The organism is Kallipyga gabonensis, from assembly GCF_001286805.1.
Lineage (GTDB): Bacteria > Bacillota > Clostridia > Tissierellales > Peptoniphilaceae > Kallipyga > Kallipyga gabonensis.
This window is the reverse complement of record NZ_CXYV01000002.1, coordinates 404,670-428,332: the sequence shown is the minus strand read 5'-3', so window position 1 is coordinate 428,332 and position 23,663 is coordinate 404,670. Positions and strand designations below refer to the sequence as shown.

Here is a 23,663-nt window from a genome sequence, read left to right as displayed (position 1 = left end):
CATGGAGGATACAGCAATGGACGAACATGAACTGATCGAACAAAAGTCAAACGAAAAAGAAGCAACAAAGCCGGATGATACGGTCTTTCCAATCAAAGACGATGAGTGGCAAAAAGCCATCGAGATCATCTTAGGCACCGACAAGCACGAAGAAATCTCAGATAAGGATGCCTCTGAGCTCATTGCGGCTGCCCGCAATTTCAGAAAGATCATCGACTTCTTCGTGAAGCTCTTCGGAGGCGCGCTATGAAAGAAAACGAACTGCCCCTCATCCTGCGCCTTGAAAAAGCGAGAAACGAACTGAGATACGCACTCAACCAAACTGCCGGAAAGTATGAGCTTCCCGGCTTTTTACTTGACCTCCTCATAGAAGCCTTGCTCTCAGAAGAAAAAGGTCAGCGCATAGCCCTTATGAGCGAGCAGATCAGCGCAGCGGACGGGAAGGAGGAAAAAGAACATGGCCAACGTGAAGACCTATCTCAGTAAAATTTTATCGGCCGTCTACGGCAAAGACGTGCGCGGAGCCATCCACGACTCGATTGCCGCCATCAACACGCAGGTGGAAACCACCACGGCGGCGGAAAGCGCGCGGATAGCTGCAGAAAAGACGCGCATCTCACAGGAAAACGCAAGAAAATCTGCAGAAATAACAAGAGCCGCGCAGGAAGAAACCCGCAAGCATAACGAGACAACGCGCACCGCTCAGGAAAGCACCCGTCAGACGACGTTTACGAAACTCAGGACGGACATCGACACCAAGCTTAAACAGCTGGATCAGGCTATCGCCGGCGCCGGAGCGGTCTTGATTGACCCTACGCTTACCAAGCAAGGTCAGGTCGCCGATGCCAAAGCGGTCAGTGACCAATTATCCAAGGTGAACCATCGCTTAACATCTGTAATTCCGGAGTTTCAGGCCTTTACGCTTACTGCACCTTCCGACAAAGTTGTGGTAAGCGATATGAGCAAAATTAAAAAATATGGCAAAATCTGTGTCTTATCTTTCAGCGTCACCGTAAAGGAAAATACCTCAACGGACGGATTGCAGCCGCTTTGCGTTTCACCTATCGCAGAAGATGAGTCCTCCATCGGCTTTGCTACGGCAATAGCTTATGGAGATGGCGCAGCAAACTATCCGGCTTTTATAATCGATAGCGTGGTTGGTGCTCTTATACCGGGACCTGTGGCCTATCCGCTGAACTTGCTCGGATCGATAACCTTTATCTCCAAAGCATAGATTCTATTTTTCTATCTGTTTGTTAGCCGCTTTCCAAGCGGCATTTTTTATGCCTCATAAAGGCAAGAAAGGAAGTGTGAACTCATGAAAGAATTCTGGAACACCTTGCAGCTTATCTTTGCTGCCATCGGAGGCTGGCTCGGCTATTACTTAGGAGGCTTTGACGGACTTCTCTATGCGCTGATCGCCTTTGTCATCTGCGATTACGTGACAGGCATGATGTGCGCCGTCTCCGACAAAAAGCTCTCAAGCGAAGTCGGCTTTAAAGGCATCGCCAAAAAGGTCGTGATCTTCATTCTGGTCGCCGTTGCCAACATCATTGACACCAACGTCATCACACAGGGCGCGATTCTTCGCACGGCCGTCATCTTCTTCTATCTCTCAAACGAAGGGCTGTCGCTTGTGGAAAACGCGACTCATCTGGGACTTCCTGTCCCGGACAAACTCAAGGCGGTCTTGGCACAGCTTCATGACCGCGCAGAAAAGGAGGAAAAATAACTATGACTATAAAAGGAATTGATGTATCAACCTGGCAGGGATCGATTGATTTTAACCGTGTAAAACAAAGCGGGATTAACTTTGTCATTATTCGTGCAGGCTACGGATCGGCACTATCTCAAAAGGACAAGTGGTTTGAGACGAACTACGCCCGCGCCAAAGCGGCAGGTCTTCACGTGGGAGCCTATTGGTACTCCTATGCGGGAAGCGCCGGAGAGGCACGCGAAGAAGCACGTGTCTGCAAACAGGTGCTCTCCGGCAAGCAGTTTGACTATCCCATCTACTTTGATTTGGAAGAAAAGTCACAGCTTGCCCGCGGACGGGCTTTTTGCGACTCGCTCATTCGAGCCTTTTGCAATGAGATGGAAGCTGGCGGCTATTTTGCCGGATTCTACACATCGCTCTCAGCAGCAGTGAACAACGTTTCCGCTGATGTGAGAAACCGCTACGCCTTCTGGGTGGCGCAGTGGAACAGTCGCTGCACCTATCAGGGACAGTACGGTCTTTGGCAGTATTCCTCGAGCGGCTCGGTGCCGGGCATTGCAGGAAGATGCGATATGGATCTTGCCTATGTGGACTATCCCTCCATCATCAGGAAAGGCGGCTTTAACGGCTATGGCAAAGGCACAAGCTCCGCCCCCGCAAGAAAGTCTGTCGATACGCTGGCCCATGAAGTCATCTCCGGTGCTTGGGGAAACGGAGATGACAGAGTAAATCGTCTTACCAAAACAGGATACGACTACGACGCGGTGCAGGCACGGGTAAACGAGCTTTTAGGCATAAAGCCGAAAAAGTCCATCGATGCGCTTGCCCGAGAGGTCATCCGCGGCGACTGGGGAAACGGTAAGGACCGTGTAAACCGCCTGACGAAGGCAGGATATGACTACAACGCCGTGCAAAAGAGAGTAAACGAACTGCTGTAAGCTGAATACATTGATATGCCCGCAAGGCAGTGAGGAGAGATCTTCACTCCCTTGCGGACTTTTTTATTTTGTCCGCCAACTTCTTCAAAAACCTCCAGTGGAACAGTAGAAGGCAAAAAAAAGATTCGTCCATAACGTCCTCGTCTCTTCAGGGAGTGTTAGAGGGACAGCAAGACCTGCCCTCTGTCTGGAGGGATGATATGACAAATGATGAAAAACAAAGCCTTTACAACATGAGACGAAACGGTGCAAGTTATGCCGTAATTGCTGCCACCTTAAATCTATCGAAAAGCACCGTGGCTTCCTTTTGCCAAAAAGAAGGTCTGAGAACAGGTTTCTCAAAAGCTTTAACAACACTACGTTACTGCAAGTATTGCGGAAAGCCACTGCCCGTCAAGGAAAAAGGAAAAGAGCAAAAATTCTGCTCAGAGCACTGCCGGATGAGCTGGTGGAAAGAGCATCCGGAAGAGCTGAATAAAAAGGCAATCTATATATTCACCTGCCCATGCTGCGGAAAAACTTTCACTTCCTATGGCAATGTGCACAGAAAGTATTGCAGTCATGCTTGCTATATCCAAGACCGATTCGGAGGCTCTCATGAAGACTGAAGCCTTCGCATCCGAGCTTGCCTATGAAGTATCCCGCTCCATCCTCTTTTCTTTGCTCAAGCAAAACATCATCGATAAAGAGGAATTCATTCGTCTCGACCACGCACTCCTAAAGCGATACCATCCCGGCTTAGGTGCGTTATTTACTTGCTATTTCAGCTCTTTAGAGTGATGTATAGACACGGAAAGGAGACGATTCTATGGCTAAAATCATAAAAATCGAAGCAAAGAAATCACCGCTGCCAAACCGCAAAAAAGTCGCCGCCTATGCCCGTGTCTCTATGGAAACACAAAGGCCGCACCACTCATTGGCGGCACAGATCAGTTTTTATTCTGATTTAATACAGAAGAACCCCGAGTGGGATTATGCCGGTGTCTATGCCGATGAAGGCATCAGCGGCACATCAGTGGAAAAACGTCCCGAGTTTATGCGCATGATGAAAGACTGTAAGGCCGGAAAAATAGACCTCATCTTAACGAAATCCATCTCCCGATTCGCGCGTAACACGGTCGACCTCCTAAAAGTCGTAAGACAGTTAAAAGACCTCAACATCGAGGTCCGATTTGAAAAGGAAAAAATCAACTCACTTTCGGATGACGGTGAGCTGATGCTCACGCTCCTTGCCTCTTTCGCACAGGAAGAAACCATCAGCATCTCTAACAACGTCAAATGGGCCATCCGAAAACGCATGTCTGAAGGAAACCCGAATATGCGAAATAACGTCTATGGCTACCGCTGGAAGGATGACACCCTGATTGTTGTTCCCGAAGAAGCAAGGATCGTGCGGCGCATCTTTCAAAACTTCCTTGATGGAAAATCCCGCCTTGAAACCGAGCGTGAATTTGCAGAGGAAGGCATTACAACCAGAAAGGGCAACCGCTGGACGGACTCCAATATTAAGGTTGTTCTGACCAATGTCACTTATACGGGAAATTTGCTCTGTCAAAAAGAGTTTGTCGAAGATCCCATTACCAAAAAGCGCAAGAAAAACCGCGGTGAGCTTCCTCAGTATTTCATCGCAAACACCCATGAAGCGATTATCGACAGGGAAACTTTCGACTATGTGCAAGAAGAGATGGCAAGAAGACGTGCTCTGGGACCTCGGGCAAACAAGAGCCTGAACATCTACTGCTTTACCGGAAAAATCAAATGTGAGCTGTGCGGGAAAAGCTATATGCGAAACGTCCGAAACAACCGTGCCAAGCACTCCAATCTTGGGGATAAAGTCTTCAGCTGGGTATGCGGCTCCAGCAAGAAAAAGTACAGTACATGCTCGGCAAAAGCCATCCCGGATCGAATCCTTAAAACTTGCTGTGCCAAAGTGCTCGGCCTTGAAGACTTTGATGATGCTGTTTTTAATGAGCAAATCGATAAAATTACAGTACCTAAGCAAGGTGTTCTCATCTTTCATTTCAAAGATGGCCATACGATCAGAGAAACTTGGAAAAATAATGCCCGAAAAGAATCGTGGGATGATGCGGCGCGCAAACGCGCCTCAGACTACCGGCGCACTCACGCCATGAAACGCTCAGACGTTACCTGCTTTTCCACTAAAATCCGATGCGAACATTGCGGATGCAATTTCCGCGCGCAAACACAAAACTGTTCAACATCTCCCAGCGGAAAACGCAGATACTGGCGATGTGCCGAACATAACGGCTGTGACACCAGAGGATTCAGAGACGACCTTTTGCGCTCACTTACCGCAGAGGTCTTAGGTCTTGATGCATTCGATGACGCTTTTTTTCTTTCGAAGATCGACCATATCAGCGTCCTTAGCCGAGAAGACCTTATCTTTCATTTTTATGATGGAAAGGAAATTGCTCGCAAGCTGATCCAACCTACGCACGAAGGACACAAGTGGACAGAGGAACAGCATGCGAAATTTAAAGCATCCATCAAAGAATGCTACGCGTCAGAGCGGCACAAACCGATACGAAAGGAGAAGCTATGGCCAAACAAGTAACCACGATACCCGCCAGCATCAAACCCTTCTCCAAAACACCGCTCACCACTTCACGCAAACGCCGCGTGGCAGCCTATGCCCGCGTCTCAACGGACTCCGATGAGCAGTTTACCAGCTACGAGGCACAGGTAGACTACTACACAAATTACATTAAAGCCAGAAATGACTGGCAATTTGCGGGTGTCTACACCGACGAAGGGATCACCGGTACCAATACCAAAAAGCGAGAGGGCTTCAAACGCATGGTCAAAGATGCCCTTGACGGAAAAATAGATCTTATCGTCACCAAATCGGTCTCGCGTTTTGCCAGAAATACCGTGGACAGCTTAACCACCATCCGAAAGCTTAAAGAGCACGGCACCGAGTGCTTCTTTGAAAAAGAGAATATATGGACCTTTGACTCCAAAGGCGAGCTTTTGATTACCATCATGTCAAGCCTTGCTCAGGAAGAATCCCGCTCGATATCCGAAAACTGCACGTGGGGTCAAAGAAAGCGCTTTGCCGATGGCAAAGTCACCGTCCCTTTCAAACGCTTCTTAGGCTATGACCGCGGAAAGGATGGAAACCTCGTCGTCAACCTCGAACAAGCAAAAATCGTCAAACGTATCTATGCGATGTATCTTCAAGGAAAAACCTGCCATCTCATCGCAAAAGCACTGAGTGAAGATGGCATCCCATCTCCCGCGGGAAAACCTCGCTGGAACCCAAGCAACATAAAATCCATCCTTACCAATGAAAAATATAAAGGCGACGCACTCTTGCAAAAGTCGTTCACCACAAACTTTCTCACCAAAGAGCACAAGATAAATGAAGGCGAAATCCCGCAGTACTATGTGACGGGAAACCATGAAGCCATCATTGAACCGGAGGTCTGGGAACTCGTACAACGCGAGATGGAAAGGCGCAAAAGTGAAAAAGGAAGGCACAGCGGTGTGAGACTATTCTCCGGCAAAATCTACTGCGGAGAATGCGGTACAAGGCTTGGTTCAAAAGTCTGGCATTCCACAGACAAATACAAGCAGGTCATTTGGCAATGCAACAAGCACTGCAAGAAAAACTCTCCCTGCAAAAACGGAATGCATCTCAGCGATGAAGAGCTAAAAGCTGCCGTCCTTTCTGCGACCAACAAGCTCATAGAGAATAAAGATGAGATTCTTAATAGCTTTCAAGAGATTTTCGGAGGCGTGTATGATACTCATACCTTGGAAGGCGAAAAAGCAAAGCTGGAAAGTGAGATGGATGTCTGTGCCAAGATGATCGAAGACCTTATCCGCCAAAATGCTGCCATCCCGCAAGACCAGAGCGAGTACCAAGCAAAGTACGAAGATCTGGAAGGCTTCTACAATGAAAAAAAGGTGGCCTTAGCGAAGGTCGAAGGAAAGCTCAAAAAGATGCAGGCGACCAAAGCCGATATCAAGTTCTGCCTGAAGCAGCTACAAAAACAAGACAGGCTTCTGCAAACATTCGACGAACAGAGCTTCTGTGCTCTTGTAGATCATATCACGGTATTCAGCAAAGAAGATATCCGCATAACCTTCAGAAATGGCAGCGAGATTTGCTCTTAGCCGCCGTTATTTCATCATCTGCTCAAAATAAGAAATGAGCTTATGATATTCTGCCGTCTGTAAATCAAGTTTCTCATATCCATCTTGTTTGATCAGAAGGACCGTCCGGCAGACTTTCAGTAATAGTTCGATGTCATGCGTAATAATAAGTGTCGGGCGACCTTTGGCAAGTTCAAAGATAAGCTCGGCGATTTTATCCATGTGCATGTAATCCAAACCGCTGGTCGGCTCATCCAAAATAAGAATTTGCTTTTCACTCAAAAAAGCATTGGCGAGAGCCAGCCTTTGCTTTTGCCCGCCGGATAAGTTTTGCGGATGCTCGCTACGTTTATTCCAAAGATCAATATGCTTAATGATCCAAGAAACCTCCGCCAAATAAGCATCGCTTATTTTTTTGCCGTTTGCGAGCGCGTCGTTTTCTACGGTATCAAAAAACAGCTGGTAGTCTACATCCTGCATCATGTAGTAGGCATTTTTCAGTCGTTCTCGCTGAGTTTTTCCCCATGAAATATCTTGCTTCTTGCCGGCAAGTCCGCAGAGAACACGACCTAAACTGCTTTTTCCGATACCATTTGTGCCGACAATCCCCATGATTTCATCGGAATGTAAGTCGAAGGATAAATTCGAGATGAGTTCTTTTTTGCCTACAGAGACATGAACATCCTTCGCAGAAAAAACACGCTCACCTGTCTTTGTCGTGTTGTGCGGAACAAGTGCGGAAAAATCTATCGCTCGAAGTCCCAAGTCTTTACAATCGGATGATTTTAGTTCGCCCGCATCAAATTCTTTGATAAAAGTTCCGTCTTTCATGACATAGAGCTTATCGTAGAGATCCTCCAAAAAATATAGTCGGTGTTCGGCGATGATGATGGTTCTACCCGACGCTTTGAGTAATTTCAGGATGCCTTGCAAATCTCGGATACCTTCTTGATCAAGGGAAGCTGAAGGCTCATCAAAGAAAATAATCTTTGTGTCATAAACTAAGGTAGAGGCAATAGCTACCCGCTGTTTTTCTCCGCCGGAAAGTTCATTCAAATTTTTATCCATTAAGTGAGCAATGCTCATGTACTCAAAAGCTTTCTTCACCCGTTTTCTCAGTTCCGCCTGCGGCATGCCGAGGTTCTCTCCGACAAGGGCGACCTCATCTTCTGCCTTGCGGGTAAAGAATTGATCGGATGGATTTTGAAATACGTTGCCGATGACCTTAGCCAAGGTACCCGTCTTAAAATCATGCAGATTTTGATCCAATAATGTGACTTTGCCATCCAGTGTGCCTTCATACTGATCCGGTATGAGTCCGTTCATCACTCTGGTAAGCGTTGTTTTTCCGCAGCCGGAATTACCGGTGAGTACGACCAGTTTTCCCGGTGCGATCGCAAAATGAATAGCATGCAAAGATGACTTTTCTGCTCCTTGATAGGTGAAGCGCTCAATATTGACTTTCATGATGTCCATAGTGCAACTCCCAAAAGCGCCACGCCGGCAAACAGGCTGATGCCATCTGCGAATTTAAAGCGCATATCATAATAACTGGTTTTTTCTCCTTCATACTCGATACCTTTGGCAATAATTGAAGAGACGAGAGTTTCGCTGACATGCAAACATTTATAGACCAAGGGAACAAAGTACAGCTCAAAAGTACGGACGGGATGCAAAAGTGAAGCATGAAAACCGCGGATTTTCATTCCGGCTTTAATTTCCTTAAGTCTAAGCAGTATTTCGTCAAGAAAGCGCAGCGCGGTAACAAGACCGACCGATAGACTTATGGGTAAATGCAACTGGTGCATAGCCGTAAAAATTTTAGTCGAACTTGTCATGACCAGTGCACGACCAATATTCATGATCGGAAACAACTGAAGAATTAAAATAGCAAGTCCTAAAAAAGCTCCTGTTGTAAAACCTGACGAGATATGAGCCAGAAGCACTGCCACACCAAATATACCTGCATAAAAAACGAGATTTTTTATGCAAGTTCGAGTGGAACGAGACAGCAAGATTAAAAAGCTTGCCGCACAGGTGATTCCATATAACCATGGATTGCGAGTAAAGACCAAGAAGGTAAACAGGATCGTTAAGGCAAATAGCGTAAGCGGATGAAGATATCCCTCTTGGTCTTTTCTGCGGGAAAATGATCGGCTCATCTTATTTGAGCTTGCTCTGCTGAGTGCTTTTCTCAAAGAACTTATTGTTGATGAATGCTCCGAAAAATCCGGCTAACAAGCACAGCACAACATTAACGGCAGCAGCTATCAAAATCACTTCATTTGTATAGGCGGCAACCATTTGTGCTGCTTGTTCTGGAGAAAAGGTAGATGACATGTATTTTACTAAACCTTCGACGCCTAAAATTTTTGTTAAAAGAATGCTGTGCATCGAATCGATAAACATGGCAACACTAAAAGCAATGGCGATGCGTTTGCTATTATCGTACTTTCCGATAATCAGCTCGCAGACAATCCCTGCAATCAGAGTAATCGGAATCATGATCCCATAACCTAAAATTGCATATACCAACACCCAAGCACAGCCCAAAAGAGAAGCGCTGTGCCACGCTTTTGTACTTTTCGAGCCGCAATCACAAAGGTCGGTCCGATCACAAAAGCGGCAAACCCGGCTGAAATGTAGAGAGCAGCCATGCCTAAAAGTCCCGTCAGCATACTGATTCCAAAGGCGACAACACAACCAATTACTGCCAATACGGCGATCTGTACAACATTTTTTAGTTTCATCATAAAATTCCTTTCTGAATATTTAATTTTCGACAACATCAGGCACAATCATTTTTTTGTCGAAGATGTTGTTGTTAGCTCCAAACTTTAATTTGCGAATCTCCAGCTTTCCGCCTTGCTTCTCGATTCGATAAGATCTCGATAAAGACCTCCTTGCAGCATCAATTCATCATGTGTACCGCACTGCTCAATCCCTGCTTTGTTCAGTACCAAAATCCGGTTTGCATTACGGATCGTCTTCAAGCGGTGCGCGATCATGATGACGGTTTTGTTTTGAGTAAGGGCTTCAATGGCTGCTTTCAGCTTGTCTTCGTTTTCCGGATCAACATTTGCAGTAGCTTCATCAAAGATGATAATCGGTGCATCTTTCAGCATTGCCCTGGCAATGGAAATGCGCTGTTTTTCTCCGCCGGAAAGACTTGTTCCACCTTCTCCGATCATGCTCTGATAGCCATCGGGCAAGGCGGAAATAAAGTCATGGCACTGAGCCTTTTTTGCCGCCGCAATCACATCATCGCGGGTGGCATTTGGGCATCCGAATTTAATGTTGTTTTCAATCGTATCGGCAAAAAGATAGACATCTTGGAAGACCATCGAAATATGATTCATGAGATTTTCGAGGGAGTAATCTTTTATGTTCTTTCCTCCAAGGCGAATCTCTCCTGAATTGACATCCCAAAAGCGAGAGATCAAATTGCAAAAAGTTGTTTTCCCTGAACCAGACGGCCCTACGATAGCCGTCATTGATCTTTCGGGGATATAGCAAGACACATTATTTAAGATTGGCTTTTCGCCATAGGCAAAGGAAACATTTTTAAATTCAATATCGTGTTGCTGAAGTGCATCATTGATATGACCTTCCGGCATATCTTGCATTTGATTGACGTAATCATAAGAATCCATCGCGTTGTCAATGGTTCTAAGCATGGCCATAGCACTACCAGAAGCCAATAAACTGTTAAAAATCACAAAACTGGCAACCAGCGTCATGATAGTATAGTCCAAAGCAAGCTCTCCCGAAAAGTAGCATGAAAGTGCTGTGGCAATCATAACCGAAATCGTGATCGCAATGATGATTTTCAGCAGTACCGTGTAAGGCGTAACGGCCTTTTCAAGGCTCAACGTCGATTTTTTTGTTTCTTCAAAACTTTGATCCAGCTTGTTGTTATTTTGTCCGCCCAAGTTATAGGACTTGATGATCTGCATACCTTGCAAGGTTGCCAGCACTTCTTTCGTGAGATCGTTTTGTACAACAGAAACTCGATCCGAACTCTTTTTAGATCTTTGCTGCATTAAAGCGGCCGCTGCCAAGAAAATCAAAGACCCAGCGATAGCAATGAGTGCAATTTTCCAATGCAGCATAAAAAGGGACAGGATAAATACCACGGTTACAAGCAGACCGCCGAATACCATAATAAAAAGTGTGGGCACCCAAGTTTCGAGACTGTCCAACTTTGTCGTCGCAATGGCCGTTAAATTTCCTAAGCTAAAATCATTGAAAAAGCCCATTGGCACTTTTTTGATTTTTTCTCCCATAGCGATACGTTTATTTGCGGCTGTAAAATAGCCGGCATGCGTTTGCTTAAGCATGGAATTTTTCTTAGAAATAATGATGCCCAGTAAGGAAAGCAATAAGAATGCGCTGCACATACCAATCGTCTGCCACGTAATTTCCTGCTTTATAATCGCCGCAATGACCAAATAGATGGCCATAAATTGAAAAACGTTAAAAATCGCGCCCAAAAAACTCCAGATCACCGAGGAGCGAATCATTCCTTGCTCACGCTCTGCAAATTTCCATAACTTCTTAAATGTATTAATCATTTTCTTCACCTCGCATGGCCGCACTCCACAATTCTTGGTAAACCGGAGAATCTTTTAATAGTTCATCGTGTGTTCCGTGATTTTCAACATATCCATCATGGACTACAAATATTTGATCCACATCTGCAATGGTTTTCAATCGATGGGCGATAATAATGAGCGTTTTGCCTTTTACCAATGTGGCGATGGCATCTTGCAAAATAGCTTCATTTTCTGGATCGATATAGGAAGTGGCTTCATCCAAAATGACAATCGGTGCATCTTTGAGCATGGCGCGTGCAATAGAGATGCGTTGGCGCTCACCGCCGGAGAGATGCCCGCCACCTTCTCCGGCAACCGTTTCATAGCCTTGTGAGAGCTTCATAATGAAATCGTGGCAGCCCGATTTTTTAGCGATTTCTATAATTTCCTCATCCGTTGCATTTTTTTTGCCGATGCGAATATTATCTTTGATGGAAATATCAAACAAATAATTGTCTTGAGATACATAAGAAATAGCATCCGAAAGCTGTTCTAAAGGCATATCCTTGAGAGCTATGCCACCAATTGTTATGGTGCCACTATCGGTATCCCAAAATCCGGCGAGGAGCTTTGCAACGGTCGATTTCCCTGAGCCAGAATACCCGACGAGTGCATTGACACTACCTTCATTGATGTGCAGATTGACATCCTTGATAACCTGTTTGTTGTCATCGTAAGAGAAATTCACGTGATCGAAAGTGATGTCATAGCGTGAAATGTTTTGTGTACCGGTTGCGTGGGATAACTCTTTTGAGTTGAGAACTTTTTCAATCTCACCGGCAATGGTTTTGATGCGACCCATATCGTCCTCATAAGACATCACCTGCATGATATTTGAGATTGTGCCAAACGATAAAATAATCAACATCAAAAGATGAGCGCCGCTTAGGCTACCTTGCATACAGAAGAAAAGGCCAAACGGAATGATGGTTAAAATACCCATCGGTGCAAGCGACATGCTCACCGCATAATCGTTGTTGTTCAAGCCCATCCACTTGCAGTAATAATCTGCTTTGGCATAAACATTATCGCTGTATTTTTTATAGGATGTATCGCCTTGATTAAAAGACTTAATGACCTCGATGCCGTTGATATATTCCACAATCGAGTTGTTCATGTCTTGACCAATTTTGACTGCTTTGGGAAACATTTTAGGCATGCGCTTCATCGGGCCGGCCATAAAAAACATGCCGATCACAAGAGGAACCAGTGCCAAGAGCGAAACGCGCCAATCGAGTACAAACATGTAAACAAGAAGTAAAACCGGGCCAACAATATTAGCGGTCATTTCAGGAATCAGGTGAGCCAGGGTTGTCTCCATGCTGTCAACTTGATTCACGATGACATCTTTTAGCTTTCCTGTGCTTAAATTCAAAATGTTTCCTAACGGCATTTTGAAAAGTTTGTCCATGATATCTCGCCTGATTTCACACAAAGCACCATAGGTCGCCGTATGAGAAATCGTGGTGGAAATACCCATAAAAACTTCTTTTGCGCACAGCAGCGCGAGAATACTGAGGACTCCTTTAGTATAAAAAGCAAAATCTGTATTCCCTGCAATGAGGGCAATGATCATTTTGCTCAAGAGCACATAGGTAAAAAGTCCTGCCAGTACACCCAAAACGGCAAAAAGAATCGAGAAAAAGTAGCCGGTCTTATTTTTGGCGATGTACTTTTTCAATAAGTTCATATCAAAAAACCTCCTTAGTAAATGAATGAAATGCTGAAATTGATGGAAGATTTTAGAGTCCGGAAACTTCCGCTTACTGAGAAGTCGAACGAGTAAAATAACCTTCAAGCATGGATACCAAGTGCTGTCTGTTCTTTAGAAAATTTTCACGCGTATCTAAAATTTCACAGGATAACAAGCTTGCATTGATGAGATTCGTTACAAATTCATAGTCATCATCAGTAAGCAATCCGCAGTCGTACCCATTCATAAAATGCTTAAAGTAAGTAATCGAATCCCTCTTGAGTTTTTCATATAATGCGTTAAGCTGTTCATTTTTCTTAATCTCACCAAGAAACATGACATAGATAGGCGTAAAAGGATTATTCGCCAACATTTTATCGACGACAACTTCAGCCAAGACATGTGGTGTGAGCCTGTTCCCCATATGTTGAACCGTGTTTGTTACCGTCGCTTCACGCATCCTGCTTCCTCTGTCCATAATGTCGTAGAGGATTTCTGCCGTATTTTTGTAGTAGTAGTATAATCCACCGGCTGATAAACCGGATTTTTCACGAACATCATCCATCGTCGTATTATTAAAGCCCTTAGAAGAAAAGAGTGCCATAGCAGCCTTTTGAATGTCTTCCTTACGCATTTCCGGATCTAATCGTTCTCTGACCATCATTTCCCTCTCCTTACCGAGATTATTCTCGGTAAGGAGCAAGTTATCATAGACTAACTTATTTGTCAAGAATTTTATGCGGTAATGGCAATTCGCCTAATGTTGCATAAAAAAGAACCCTGCCAGATAGAACAAGATTCTTGTAACGCGTAATGCTTCTTAGTTTAATTTTAGGATGAACATCGCTGTGAGCTTATTGATTTTCGTACCACATACTAAATTTTCGTACCCCTTAGTATTAGGTTCGTACCCTAAGCGGCTGTGCCGTTAAAATGTATCAAATATGTTGTTTTGTTCTCCAGGAACTTCAAAGAAGCCATCTTATTCTGCAAGTCTTCTAGTTTTCTGGTTTTTAAATTTAATGTTTTTATAGAAATAGCTTCCTTAAATTCCTCCCTCAAAGCATCCATAAATAAAGGATCGATAACCTTGTGTATGTTTTCGATAGAAGTATAGTGCATTCCACCAGAGCGTCTGGTTTCAGGATTTAAGGTTGATTCAAATAGACCACCAAATATAGTTGGACTAATCTTTGACCAATCAAAATTGGCAGCAGCTTTATTCAAAATAATATCAATGATTTTTTCATTAAACCTAGGAATTACATGATTTTCATTTTTAAATAGTTCTCCATTAACATATGGGAATGCCAATATTTCATCGGATAAATAGGGATCTCTTTCATATTCTTTCTGATCCAAAATCTCAAATAGCCTTATCAAGGCATCTCTAAAACCCTCAGGATTATCGCTATATTTATCTAGGTAATCATGGAACATATTATGTCTTCCAAATAATCCTGCATCCTCTGCATAGAGACAGAAAACTAAACGAACACATAAAACGTTTAAGTCCTTTAAAGTTTTTTCATCTTCAGGATCTTGATATTGTTTTAATAAAGCTTCATATAAGGATCCTACAAGTGCTCCAGCTTGAATAGATACTTCAACAGATTTTTTTATGTAATCATCTTTTTGATCAACTAAAAAATTAAGTCTATAGTAATCTTCTTCTAAATTTTTTAGATATACTATCTCAGGTTCTGACTGTGGTTTATTCATGTCAAAAATATGAAATTCCTTGAAATTACTTAAAACTATCCATCTTGGTCTATCATCATATGGTAATTCTATAGAATATCTTTTAGCTTGCTGGAAGGGAGACAATAAAGATCCATCAGACTGTTTTATCGGTTTTCCTAAGTCTTTATTTATTGATTTTTGTTCAATTAAAACATGGGTTGAAGGTATAATGCCATCGATAAAACTCGTATTATCTAGCATTACTTTATCCTCAAATCTGATATATTCAGCAGGTCTATCTACTCCATAAACTTCATTAAGTAGTGACATCCAAAATCTAGCGGAATCACCTTTTTCATAGCCTACTCCTTCCCACCTTTTTGCAAACTCTTTTGCCAGCTTTCTTTGTTCTCTATGTGTTATCACACTACACCCCTCTCATATACTTATATAAGTTAAGATTTTATTGTTTTTTACTAATTCCATATAAACCTACTTACGAATAACTCTATTGCTATCCGTACTGTTAACATGACCTACTTAATATCTACGAGTCTTTATTTAAGGGTATTTTACCGCAAATTTCTCAAATTCTAGCCTTATATAATCAAGTGCGAAAAATAAACATCTCTTTTTCAAGGTGTTTTTTGTTCTTTTAGTTCTTCTCTTTCAATATCAACACCACGCCGTCTCCGTCGGCGGCTTGCCAATTAGCCTGCGCGCCGTTTGACTTCGCGGGCCGCTTTGGAATGAGACTTACTATTGATGCTACTTACTATTGGTTTATCTATAAATGTTTTTTCCAGTCCTGCCGACCATAAAGAATGCGTCGCACTTCCATAGTTGTCCCCTGAACCACATATTGATTCAAATCTTCCTCAAAGAGCGGTAAGAAAGTAAGATTATAGTTCTTCATGATTTTGAATCCGCTGTTTGACTCTCGAAAACACTTCTTCCGCTGTAAACCTCTCAGAATGCTCCTTTGCATAGTCGTCGGCGTCATCCAGTTTAGCTTCAATATCTTCTGTTAGAGCGGTATATTGTTCCAAACTCATAACCACCATCGTGCCATAGCCATTTTTCGTGAGATAAATAGGTGTGCCATTCTGGACCGTCTTTTCAATTTCCTTGAAATTATTTCTTAAATCTGAAACGGGTCGAATCGTAATCATCACGTACCTCCTTTTGGCTTAATTTTATCATTATTTCGCCACTTTATCCATGTTTTCACCCGACAAAATGCAGGACGTGGGCGAATCACCACTACACTTTTCCCCGCCTCATTAGTGTTGACTTGGCTTTTACGTCGAACCACCACTACTTTAGGGAGCAAAAAAATAGTGTTGATTTACTGATTACTCAAAACCAACACTATTCTAAGCCCAAAAACCATAGTGGTGGTTTAACCTTTTTTCCAAACCAACACTATGTTGAGCCACCTAGCCTGCAGTCCGCAGCTCTCGCACTATCAAAGTTAGGGGTTCAACGTGGATTGAGAGTCCCGGATGGGTGTCTACAGATTGTTTCTTTCTAATAAACATACGCTTCCGTCAAACTCGACTTCTCAACCAAGTTCCGATAAAGCGCTGAGCTGGTCATCAGTTCCTCATGACGACCTATGCCATTCACCCGGCCTTCTTCAAAGACGACAATTTGATCCACATTTTCAATCGACTTCATCCGGTGGGAGATGATGACCACGGTCTTGTCTTTCATCAGGGCATTCAAGCTCTTTTGAATGGCCATCTCATTTTCCACATCAAGGGAAGCTGAAATTTCGTCCAGGAGGAGGATGGGGGCATCCTTTAAGAAGGCCCGGGCAATGGATAGTCTTTGCCTTTCCCCTCCTGAAAGCTTGCTGCCGTTCTCCCCGATCAGGGTTTGGTAGCCCTTGGGAAGTTTTAAGATAAAGTCTTCACAGTTGGCCTTCCTGGCCGCTTCCATGACTTCTTCATCACTGGCGCTTTTGCAGCCAATGCGGATATTTTCCATGACCGTTCCATTAAAGAGGGTTACATCTTGAAAAACCATGGAAATCTGTCGATAGAGACAGTCCGGAGCGATGTCTTTTAGGGAATGACCGCCAATGGTAATTTCGCCTTGGTCAACATCGTAAAGGCGGGAGAGGAGACGGATCATGGTGGTTTTGCCCGACCCTGAAGGTCCAATCAAGGCTGTGACTTCCCCCTGCTTGGCCGAGAAATTTACGCCATTTAAAACCGGATTTTTTCCATAAGCAAAGGAGAGGTCCTTCACTTCGATATCAAAGTTTTTCAGTTCCACTTCCCGTCCCCTTTGAACCGGTGTGTTTTTGAGTTCCTTGATACGATCGACCCGGACATCAATATGAAAGAGTTCAGCGATGTTCATGCTGACGCCGTCCATGGCGGAGGTCAAACGGGTTGCGGCGATCATATAGCCAATAGCATAAAGGGCCGTCATCTGGCCCTTGACCATAAAATAGGCCACGGTCAAGATTGTGCTGGCCAGGGCTAATTTGGCAATGGTCATAGCCGACATAACCGGAATGCCCTGACCCACTTCGGCTTGCATGTGCATTTTTTCGGCTGCCCGTATGGCCTGGTGAATTTGCCGTCTTTTTTCGCCCACCAGGTTGTAGGAGCGAATTTCTTGCTGCATTTCGATGGCATCCTGGATGATTTCCACATTTTTCCGGCTTTGATTATAGAACTTTTTCTCAAAGTTTTTTTGATAGCGTTTGGAAAGAAGGATGATGGCAAGGCTGACTGCCGTGGGGATAAGAATGGCCAGGCCAATCCAAAAATTGCTGATTAAAATCATGATGACCATGATGACCAAAAAGATCCCCGCTCCGATGGCTTGGGGTACAGCATGGGAAAAAGCATGCTCCATATCCAAGACATCCTGCATCATGGTCTGGGCCAGATCGGACAAGTCATGTTTGGCAAAATAGCTCAGGGGGAGTTCTTTCATGGTATCGGCAATGGCAATGCGCAGGTCCCGGGACTCAGCGTAGGTCGTATTGTAGGTGGCCCGATACTCAAAATCCAAGGCCAGATACATGAGGACCACAATGACGACCACGGCCAGGAGATATAAGGGCAGGTGGCTTAGCTTTCCATCGGTCAAAAGGTCCTGGGCAAAGGCAAAAAAGGCCATCATGGCTGTCATATAGGTGATGTTCACGCAAAAGGAAGCGAATGATGCCCGCATCATGCCCCTAGCCCCTTTTTCGGTTAGAGCAAAAGTTTCTTGTAATTTTCTTTTCATTAGGCTACCCTCCAGTCATTGGCTTGGGCATAGAGGCCCTGCAGATAGGCATAACGGCCATTTCTTTCCATTAAAGCCTGGTGGCTGCCCCGCTCGATAATCTTACCTTCATCTACGACCAGAATTTCATCCGCCTGGCGGATGGAAGAGAGCCGGTGGGCAATCATGATAACAGTTTTTCCCTTCATGAGGTTGCTGAAGGCCTGCTGGATTTCATATTCATTTTCCGGGTCGGCTGCTGCCGAAGCTTCATCTAGAATAATGATGGGGGCATTTTTCAGGATGGCCCGGGCGATGGCAATGCGCTGGATCTCACCGCCGGACAGGTGGACACCCTTGGAGCCGATCAGGGTCTTTTCGCGGTCAGGGAACTTGTCCAAAATCTCTTCGCAGCGAGCCAGCTTCAAGGCTTCCATGACTTCATCTCGAGAAGCTGCCGGATTGCCGATTTTGACATTGTCGTAGATCGTGGTCTTAAAGAGCTTGGCATTTTGAAAGACCATGGCCAACATCTGGGTTCGGGCCAATTCAGAATAATCTGACAGAGCTTTGCCACCAATGAGGATTTCCCCCTCCTGGACCGGATAGAAGCCGGAAATGAGCTTGGCCAAGGTGGACTTGCCCCCGCCGGAAGAGCCGACCAAGGCGTAGGTCTTTCCCCCATCCAGATGAAAGCTCAAGTCCCCTAAAACCTTGTCTTTTTCATAGGCAAAAGAGACGTGCTTGAAGTCGATGGCACAGTCCTTGGCTTGGTCAACGGAGCCAGAGGCCAGCTTGCCGGTCTGCATTTCCTTGATCAGGCTTTCGATCTTGTCGATGGAGGATGAGGCCAGGTAGGAATGCATGCCCACATACATAATCTTCATGAAGGCCACGAAGATGATGTTACAAAAGAGGACATAAAAGATGGCCTTGGTCAGGTAGAGTTCGGGATCTTCCCCCCGGGCCAGGAAAAAGAAGGCCAAGGGAATGAGCAAGAGGTAGACGGAGTTGAAAAAGGTTTGGAAGGTCACGTAGGGAAGCCGGCAGGACATACTGTAGGCCAGCACCTTGTCCGCATAGCTGGCGATGGAATCATAAAAGTTCTTCATGGACTTGACGTTGGCATTAAAAATCTTGACCACGCCCATATTGCGAACATATTCCACGGCATGAGCCCCCATAGCCTCCTGAGCCTGCATATATTCGCCCATAAAGGTGGATTCCCCCATCATCTTGCTGCCAATAAAGCCACCAACAACGATGGTCAAAACCATAAAGACGCAGAGCCGCCAGTCGATCATTCCGGCCAAAATGAGGCCAAAGCAGGGGACAAGGAAGGCGGCAGCCATATCCGGCAAGAGATGGGCCACGCTGGTGTGGGTTAAGGCTGTATTATCATCCAGCATCTTCCGGATTTTCCCGGATGGATACTTGTCAAAAAAGGCCGAGGGTGCCTCCAAAAGGGCATCCATGCCGGCTTTTTTCAAGTTAGCCTCCAGGCGGAAAGCGATCAGATGGGTGGCCATGCAACCGAAAAAGTAGATTAAGGCGTAGGCCATGGCACAAAGGCAAAGGATGGTGACCAAATGGACTAGCCCCTCCAGGCCGGATTCGACCAAAATCTTCTCTAAAAATAAGTAAATTGCCCGGTACTCGGCAATAAGGGCAAGAGAAGATCCGATAATAAGTAAGAAGGCTAGAGTGAGAATGCCTCCCATGCCGGGCACGTAGGGTTTCATTTTTTTGTAAACGGACATAGAAAACTCCTTTCTGGTTAAGCTCAAAGAAACAATCAAAAAACGGTTCGGTAGTTAACATTGACTAACATCGTGGCAAAAATTTTTAGGTCATCATCTTGCCCTCCCGCACATAATCAAAGGCAAGCTTCATCATAGCCACAAAAAGCGATCGATTTTTACGGAAAACTTCCCGAGCACCTAGTATTTCTGATCCCAACATAATAGAGTTCATGAAATGGAGAAAAAGATCGGAGTAGAAATATTCCATACTTTTTTGCGATTCCCTGCCAAAACTTTCTTCATACATGGCACGGTTATCCTGCTTCAGTTCCTGAAAAAGATCTCTCAGAGCCTGATTTCTCTGGGAGGCCTGAAGGAAGATCACATAAAGGCTCATAAGGTCGCTTTCATCCAAAACCTTATCTACCATCATATTGATCAAACTTTCGTTGTCCCATGCAGAGGCTTGACCGACCGCCTGCTTTATGATGTTAATGCGGTAGGCGATGCCTTCAATCATGAGGTCGTGGAGGATATCGGTGGTGGAAGTATAGTAGTGGTAGAAACCACCCTTGGAAAGGGAGGTTCCTGCAATGATATCTTCCATGGTGGTTTTTTCAAAACCTTTTTCTAGGAAGACAGACTTCGCCGCTTCCATAATTTCCTTTTTACGCTCCCTTTTTGATTTGACCACTCGCATCATTTCCTCCATCGACGGTTTCGTCGGTTACGTTAGCTAATACTAACTCTTTGTTTTTCTCTTGTCAACACTATTGAGACTCGAATGCTAAGCATAGGACAAGGGAGTGAGGAAGAGCGTCGCCAAGCTATAAATTTCTCGTTAAACCAGAACGGTAAGTAAATAAGCCAAAAGGAGACTCACGAAAAAGAAGATGATAACTCTTGCAATCTGACTTTTCGCATTAAACCCAAAATTATCATATCCCTTGGCACCAGCCGTCTCTGGGTACACTTTAGTGGGTAATTTTAACTTGGTAAGCATGAGGTAATCAAAAAAAATAATATCAAAAAGCTTATAGCCTTCAAATAGGATTAAAAATCTAAGAAAGGCTTGCTGAAAAGTTAGATGCAATTTTACTGTATCAACAATTGCCCAAACCAGAACGCCTGCAATAACTAGCAATCCAAGTATCATGATAAGTCCGCCGATGATATTGACCCAAATCGGTTTTTCTGGCAACATACTCATCATCACTTTGATGTCATCAGGTGCGCCGAAATGCTTCGAGCCAAATTTCGGTATAATAAGTATAAAATTCATCATCATAATTGATGCCAATAAGCAGACAATGAGTAACATAGCAAGTGTTTTTATCAATTTCGTTTACCTCCTCTCTCAAGGTATAAATCATTGCGGAAATGGAAGCAATTTTCTCTTTCATTATGTCAACTACGTTGGTGTGAATTTTCCTAATCTCGTTCTACTTGACAAGCAAGACTCGATGCAAATTCTTTCAGTAGCCCAAAAACACATTCCTAGGGTTATTTTTCAAAACAGAGCCAATAGATATCCATCAACCACCGCAACAAGGAAATACAAAACCAAGGCTCTAGAAAAAGCTTCAATGTGCTTTTTGGGATTTTGGTAGAGCTCCTTTTGGGGTATTTTTGATAACCTAATTCTCTTTGTATTTCTCCACCATAGTAAGTCAATAACGAAGAGGTCAAAAACATTTAACGTTTCACCTAAAATTAGCAAATGAATAAAGTTATGCATAAAGTTTGTCTGACGGGTGGTGATACCCAACAATAAAAATAAGATGGCAAATAGTAAAAAATTTGCAATCCACGCGGTAAATCTGCTTGTTTCCTTGTATTTTCCCTGATACTCTGCAATCTCTTTGATTTGCTTTTGAACCTCATCAGGATAGGACATGTAATTTCTTAAATTTTTCTCATCCGTGCCGGTAGCCAAGAAACAGAGGGCGAAAAATGCAGAGCATAAAATGACGATTTCAATGAAAAGCATGGATTTTCAAATCCCTTCTTCGTCTTTAGGTTAAGATTTCAATAATTTGATCTTGCGCCTCTCTTCCTTCTCTAAAAAACCTCGCCAAAGGATAGCAGTGGCACATTCCTTTACCTACAATGATTTCATAGGGGACATGGTATTTTTCCATTGCCTTTCTAAACTCTCCCGCAAAGGCATAAAGGCATTCATTTTCTCCAAAATAAAAGTAAATTTTCGGAAAGTTGGTAAAATCTCCCACCGTTCCGTCTAACATATATTCAGGTAAATCTTCGTCTCCCTTTGCTATTTCTCTTGCTGTTTTAATATATGTAGGGTCAATCATGATGTCTTTATGGTTGAGTTCATTTACTCTCTCCCATATTTCTTTATTCTCATCAAGATTGACATCGGGAATTCCTCCCGGTGAAATGGAAATGATTTTACCTGGCATTGTAAGGGGTCTACCTAAAGCATTATTGTGTAAAAAAATCCCGATGGATAGACAAGCGCCTGATGAAAATCCAAGTACGCTAATATTTTCCGCCTTATACGTTTCTGTCATTAACCTATAGGTTTCAAAAGATACTTCATAGGTTTTATCCACCTTAACATCTTCTGAGCAAAGTGGATAAAATAAAAACCAAACATCTTTCCCCGTCTTTTCCATGATTCTTTCCGCCAAGGGAAAATCCAATGGATTCGGCTGAGTGATCATTCCTCCGCCGAAGAGATAGAGGACTGCCCCCTTGGCCGGGGTTAGATTATTTTGATAAGAAAGAAGCCGATATCCCATCACGTCTCGATCAAAAAGATGATACTTCCTTCTCTTTGCCCTTCTCATTGCCTTGCCTAGGTCAAATACAACTTTGGCATTTTCTCCTTTTGCGTACTCCAGCATCTCCTCTTTATTCTTTAAAAATATCTTTTTGAAACCAAGCAGTCTTACTATTCCTGATGCAATTGTATAATTTAAACTCATTTTATTTTACTCCATTATGTAATCCGTTAATCCCAATTCGCCAAATCACTGTCTAGAAATGATCCTTATCACTTCGCTTCATTCCCTATCACCTGAAATGGCTTACGCCCCGCTCCTCCCTTAGGAATTATCGCATACGCATCCGCTTCTTTCGTTAGCTTATGCTAACATTATATTTCTGTTGATGTTCATTTTCAATAGTTAGAATTATTGCCACCTTTAGTACATATGTTTAAGGCCTCTTCATATCCATGTCGTGAGTGCCATTCGAGAATTACAACACTTATGGGCGAACATGGGTATAACAAAAAAGCCACCCCGCAAGGAGTGACTTTAGAGATTGAAGAGACGAAGATCAAGTCCCCTTTTTTGGGCAAGCCTCAAATCTTTCTCGAAGCGGTTGGATAGGATGACTTTAAGCATTGAGCACCTCGTTTAGTGCATCCTCAAAAAGCTAGATCTCTTATCGGATACACCTAAATCTTCTAATGTAAATGTTGTATAAAAAATGGAAGATCACAGAGCTTGGCAGATTGAAAACTATCGTAAAAGTCGTTTGCGTTTTTATTAGTAGCTCTTATTAAGCGAATTTCATCAATATTATGGCTAACGCAATCTTTAGTCATTTGATTAAACAACTCTTTTGCTATCCCTTTATTTCTATTCTCCGGTAATACATACACCCAATCGACATAGCATATTCTATAACCATCCTGAAAACATGAATAAAAATGATATTCTATTCTTCCGACCACTTTATCGTCATACATAGCTAATATTGAAGTGCTTCTTTTTACTAATTCATCATCCAACCTTTCATAAAGGTCTTCTTTATTTATATCAGAGGAACACATCAGTTCCGGTTCTAATGTACTAGCCAATAATAAATAATCAAAATACTTGCTAAAATTATCTTTGTTTAGTCTCTCAAAAGTATATTTCATCATTCATCTCCAAAAACTATCCCGTTAAGGCCTAACTATACTCCTTTATA

Annotated in this window: 22 protein-coding genes and 2 pseudogenes; 9 read left to right on the top strand and 15 right to left on the bottom strand. The window is 43.6% G+C overall.

Annotated elements, in window-relative coordinates; all coding sequences use genetic code 11:
* The first annotated feature begins 16 nt into the window (after positions 1 to 16).
* The 9 genes from BN2373_RS03410 to BN2373_RS03370 all read left to right on the top strand — a co-directional run bounded on the left by BN2373_RS03410 (position 17) and on the right by BN2373_RS03370 (position 6,795).
* Entirely contained in the window at positions 17 to 250 is a 234-nt protein-coding gene (locus BN2373_RS03410) for a hypothetical protein (protein WP_053942766.1), read from the top strand.
* Complete coding sequence (locus tag BN2373_RS03405; protein WP_053942765.1) at positions 247 to 486, top strand: hypothetical protein; 240 nt, start codon at positions 247 to 249, stop codon at positions 484 to 486. The genes BN2373_RS03410 and BN2373_RS03405 overlap by 4 nt, the downstream gene beginning before the upstream one ends.
* Positions 458 to 1,234, top strand: a complete 777-nt coding sequence (locus BN2373_RS03400) for a hypothetical protein (RefSeq protein WP_053942764.1) — start codon at positions 458 to 460, stop codon at positions 1,232 to 1,234. The genes BN2373_RS03405 and BN2373_RS03400 overlap by 29 nt, the downstream gene beginning before the upstream one ends.
* An 84-nt stretch (positions 1,235 to 1,318) precedes the next feature.
* Positions 1,319 to 1,732: a phage holin family protein gene (locus BN2373_RS03395; RefSeq protein ID WP_053942763.1), complete on the top strand. Its 414-nt coding sequence runs from the start codon at positions 1,319 to 1,321 to the stop codon at positions 1,730 to 1,732.
* A 2-nt stretch (positions 1,733 to 1,734) separates the two neighbouring features.
* Positions 1,735 to 2,655: a GH25 family lysozyme gene (locus BN2373_RS03390; protein WP_053942762.1), complete on the top strand. Its 921-nt coding sequence runs from the start codon at positions 1,735 to 1,737 to the stop codon at positions 2,653 to 2,655.
* Positions 2,656 to 2,855: 200 nt separating this feature from the next.
* Positions 2,856 to 3,263: a hypothetical protein gene (locus tag BN2373_RS03385; RefSeq protein WP_053942761.1), complete on the top strand. Its 408-nt coding sequence runs from the start codon at positions 2,856 to 2,858 to the stop codon at positions 3,261 to 3,263.
* Positions 3,253 to 3,435, top strand: coding sequence for an SHOCT domain-containing protein (locus BN2373_RS03380; RefSeq protein ID WP_053942760.1), 183 nt, complete (start codon positions 3,253 to 3,255; stop codon positions 3,433 to 3,435). Before BN2373_RS03385 ends, BN2373_RS03380 begins: the two co-directional genes overlap by 11 nt.
* 28 nt (positions 3,436 to 3,463) lie before the next feature.
* The gene (locus BN2373_RS03375; RefSeq protein ID WP_053942759.1) at positions 3,464 to 5,230 is read left to right on the top strand and encodes a recombinase family protein; all 1,767 of its coding nucleotides are present in this window, start codon (positions 3,464 to 3,466) and stop codon (positions 5,228 to 5,230) included.
* On the top strand, positions 5,215 to 6,795 hold the full coding sequence (locus BN2373_RS03370; RefSeq protein ID WP_053942758.1) for a recombinase family protein: 1,581 nt from the start codon (positions 5,215 to 5,217) through the stop codon (positions 6,793 to 6,795). Before BN2373_RS03375 ends, BN2373_RS03370 begins: the two co-directional genes overlap by 16 nt.
* 6 nt (positions 6,796 to 6,801) lie before the next feature.
* On the opposite strand, the gene BN2373_RS03365 is transcribed toward BN2373_RS03370, so the two are convergent.
* The 15 genes and pseudogenes from BN2373_RS03365 to BN2373_RS03295 all read right to left on the bottom strand — a co-directional run bounded on the left by BN2373_RS03365 (position 6,802) and on the right by BN2373_RS03295 (position 23,613).
* Positions 6,802 to 8,250, bottom strand: coding sequence for an ABC transporter ATP-binding protein (locus tag BN2373_RS03365; protein WP_053942757.1), 1,449 nt, complete (start codon positions 8,248 to 8,250; stop codon positions 6,802 to 6,804).
* The gene (locus BN2373_RS03360; RefSeq protein ID WP_053942756.1) at positions 8,238 to 8,936 is read right to left on the bottom strand and encodes an energy-coupling factor transporter transmembrane component T family protein; all 699 of its coding nucleotides are present in this window, start codon (positions 8,934 to 8,936) and stop codon (positions 8,238 to 8,240) included. The genes BN2373_RS03365 and BN2373_RS03360 overlap by 13 nt, the downstream gene beginning before the upstream one ends.
* Position 8,937: 1 nt before the next feature.
* Positions 8,938 to 9,524 (bottom strand): annotated as a pseudogene (locus BN2373_RS03355) (MptD family putative ECF transporter S component).
* 87 nt (positions 9,525 to 9,611) lie between these two features.
* Positions 9,612 to 11,348 carry an ABC transporter ATP-binding protein gene (locus tag BN2373_RS03350; RefSeq protein WP_053942755.1) on the bottom strand — a complete coding sequence of 579 codons (1,737 nt, stop codon included), beginning with the start codon at positions 11,346 to 11,348 and terminating at the stop codon, positions 9,612 to 9,614.
* A complete protein-coding gene (locus BN2373_RS03345) occupies positions 11,341 to 13,059 on the bottom strand; it encodes an ABC transporter ATP-binding protein (RefSeq protein ID WP_053942754.1) in 1,719 nt (572 codons plus the stop codon). Before BN2373_RS03345 ends, BN2373_RS03350 begins: the two co-directional genes overlap by 8 nt.
* 73 nt (positions 13,060 to 13,132) lie before the next feature.
* On the bottom strand, positions 13,133 to 13,726 hold the full coding sequence (locus tag BN2373_RS03340) for a TetR/AcrR family transcriptional regulator (RefSeq protein WP_082337990.1): 594 nt from the start codon (positions 13,724 to 13,726) through the stop codon (positions 13,133 to 13,135).
* 293 nt (positions 13,727 to 14,019) lie between these two features.
* Positions 14,020 to 15,168: pseudogene (locus BN2373_RS03335) on the bottom strand (type IIL restriction-modification enzyme MmeI); the annotation flags it as partial.
* 479 nt (positions 15,169 to 15,647) lie between these two features.
* Complete coding sequence (locus tag BN2373_RS03330) at positions 15,648 to 15,917, bottom strand: type II toxin-antitoxin system Phd/YefM family antitoxin (RefSeq protein WP_053942753.1); 270 nt, start codon at positions 15,915 to 15,917, stop codon at positions 15,648 to 15,650.
* 358 nt (positions 15,918 to 16,275) lie between these two features.
* Complete coding sequence (locus BN2373_RS03325) at positions 16,276 to 17,997, bottom strand: ABC transporter ATP-binding protein (RefSeq protein WP_053942752.1); 1,722 nt, start codon at positions 17,995 to 17,997, stop codon at positions 16,276 to 16,278.
* Positions 17,997 to 19,736: an ABC transporter ATP-binding protein gene (locus BN2373_RS03320; RefSeq protein ID WP_053942751.1), complete on the bottom strand. Its 1,740-nt coding sequence runs from the start codon at positions 19,734 to 19,736 to the stop codon at positions 17,997 to 17,999. The genes BN2373_RS03325 and BN2373_RS03320 overlap by 1 nt, the downstream gene beginning before the upstream one ends.
* Positions 19,737 to 19,821: 85 nt before the next feature.
* A complete protein-coding gene (locus tag BN2373_RS03315; protein ID WP_053942750.1) occupies positions 19,822 to 20,418 on the bottom strand; it encodes a TetR/AcrR family transcriptional regulator in 597 nt (198 codons plus the stop codon).
* A 141-nt stretch (positions 20,419 to 20,559) separates the two neighbouring features.
* The gene (locus BN2373_RS03310; RefSeq protein ID WP_053943491.1) at positions 20,560 to 21,054 is read right to left on the bottom strand and encodes a hypothetical protein; all 495 of its coding nucleotides are present in this window, start codon (positions 21,052 to 21,054) and stop codon (positions 20,560 to 20,562) included.
* A 174-nt stretch (positions 21,055 to 21,228) separates the two neighbouring features.
* Positions 21,229 to 21,708, bottom strand: a complete 480-nt coding sequence (locus tag BN2373_RS03305) for a hypothetical protein (protein WP_053942749.1) — start codon at positions 21,706 to 21,708, stop codon at positions 21,229 to 21,231.
* 25 nt (positions 21,709 to 21,733) lie between these two features.
* Positions 21,734 to 22,669 (bottom strand): alpha/beta hydrolase, encoded by a 936-nt coding sequence (locus tag BN2373_RS03300; protein WP_053942748.1) that lies wholly within the window; start codon positions 22,667 to 22,669, stop codon positions 21,734 to 21,736.
* Between the two features lie 485 nt (positions 22,670 to 23,154).
* The gene (locus BN2373_RS03295) at positions 23,155 to 23,613 is read right to left on the bottom strand and encodes a GNAT family N-acetyltransferase (protein ID WP_053942747.1); all 459 of its coding nucleotides are present in this window, start codon (positions 23,611 to 23,613) and stop codon (positions 23,155 to 23,157) included.
* Positions 23,614 to 23,663 lie beyond the last annotated feature (50 nt).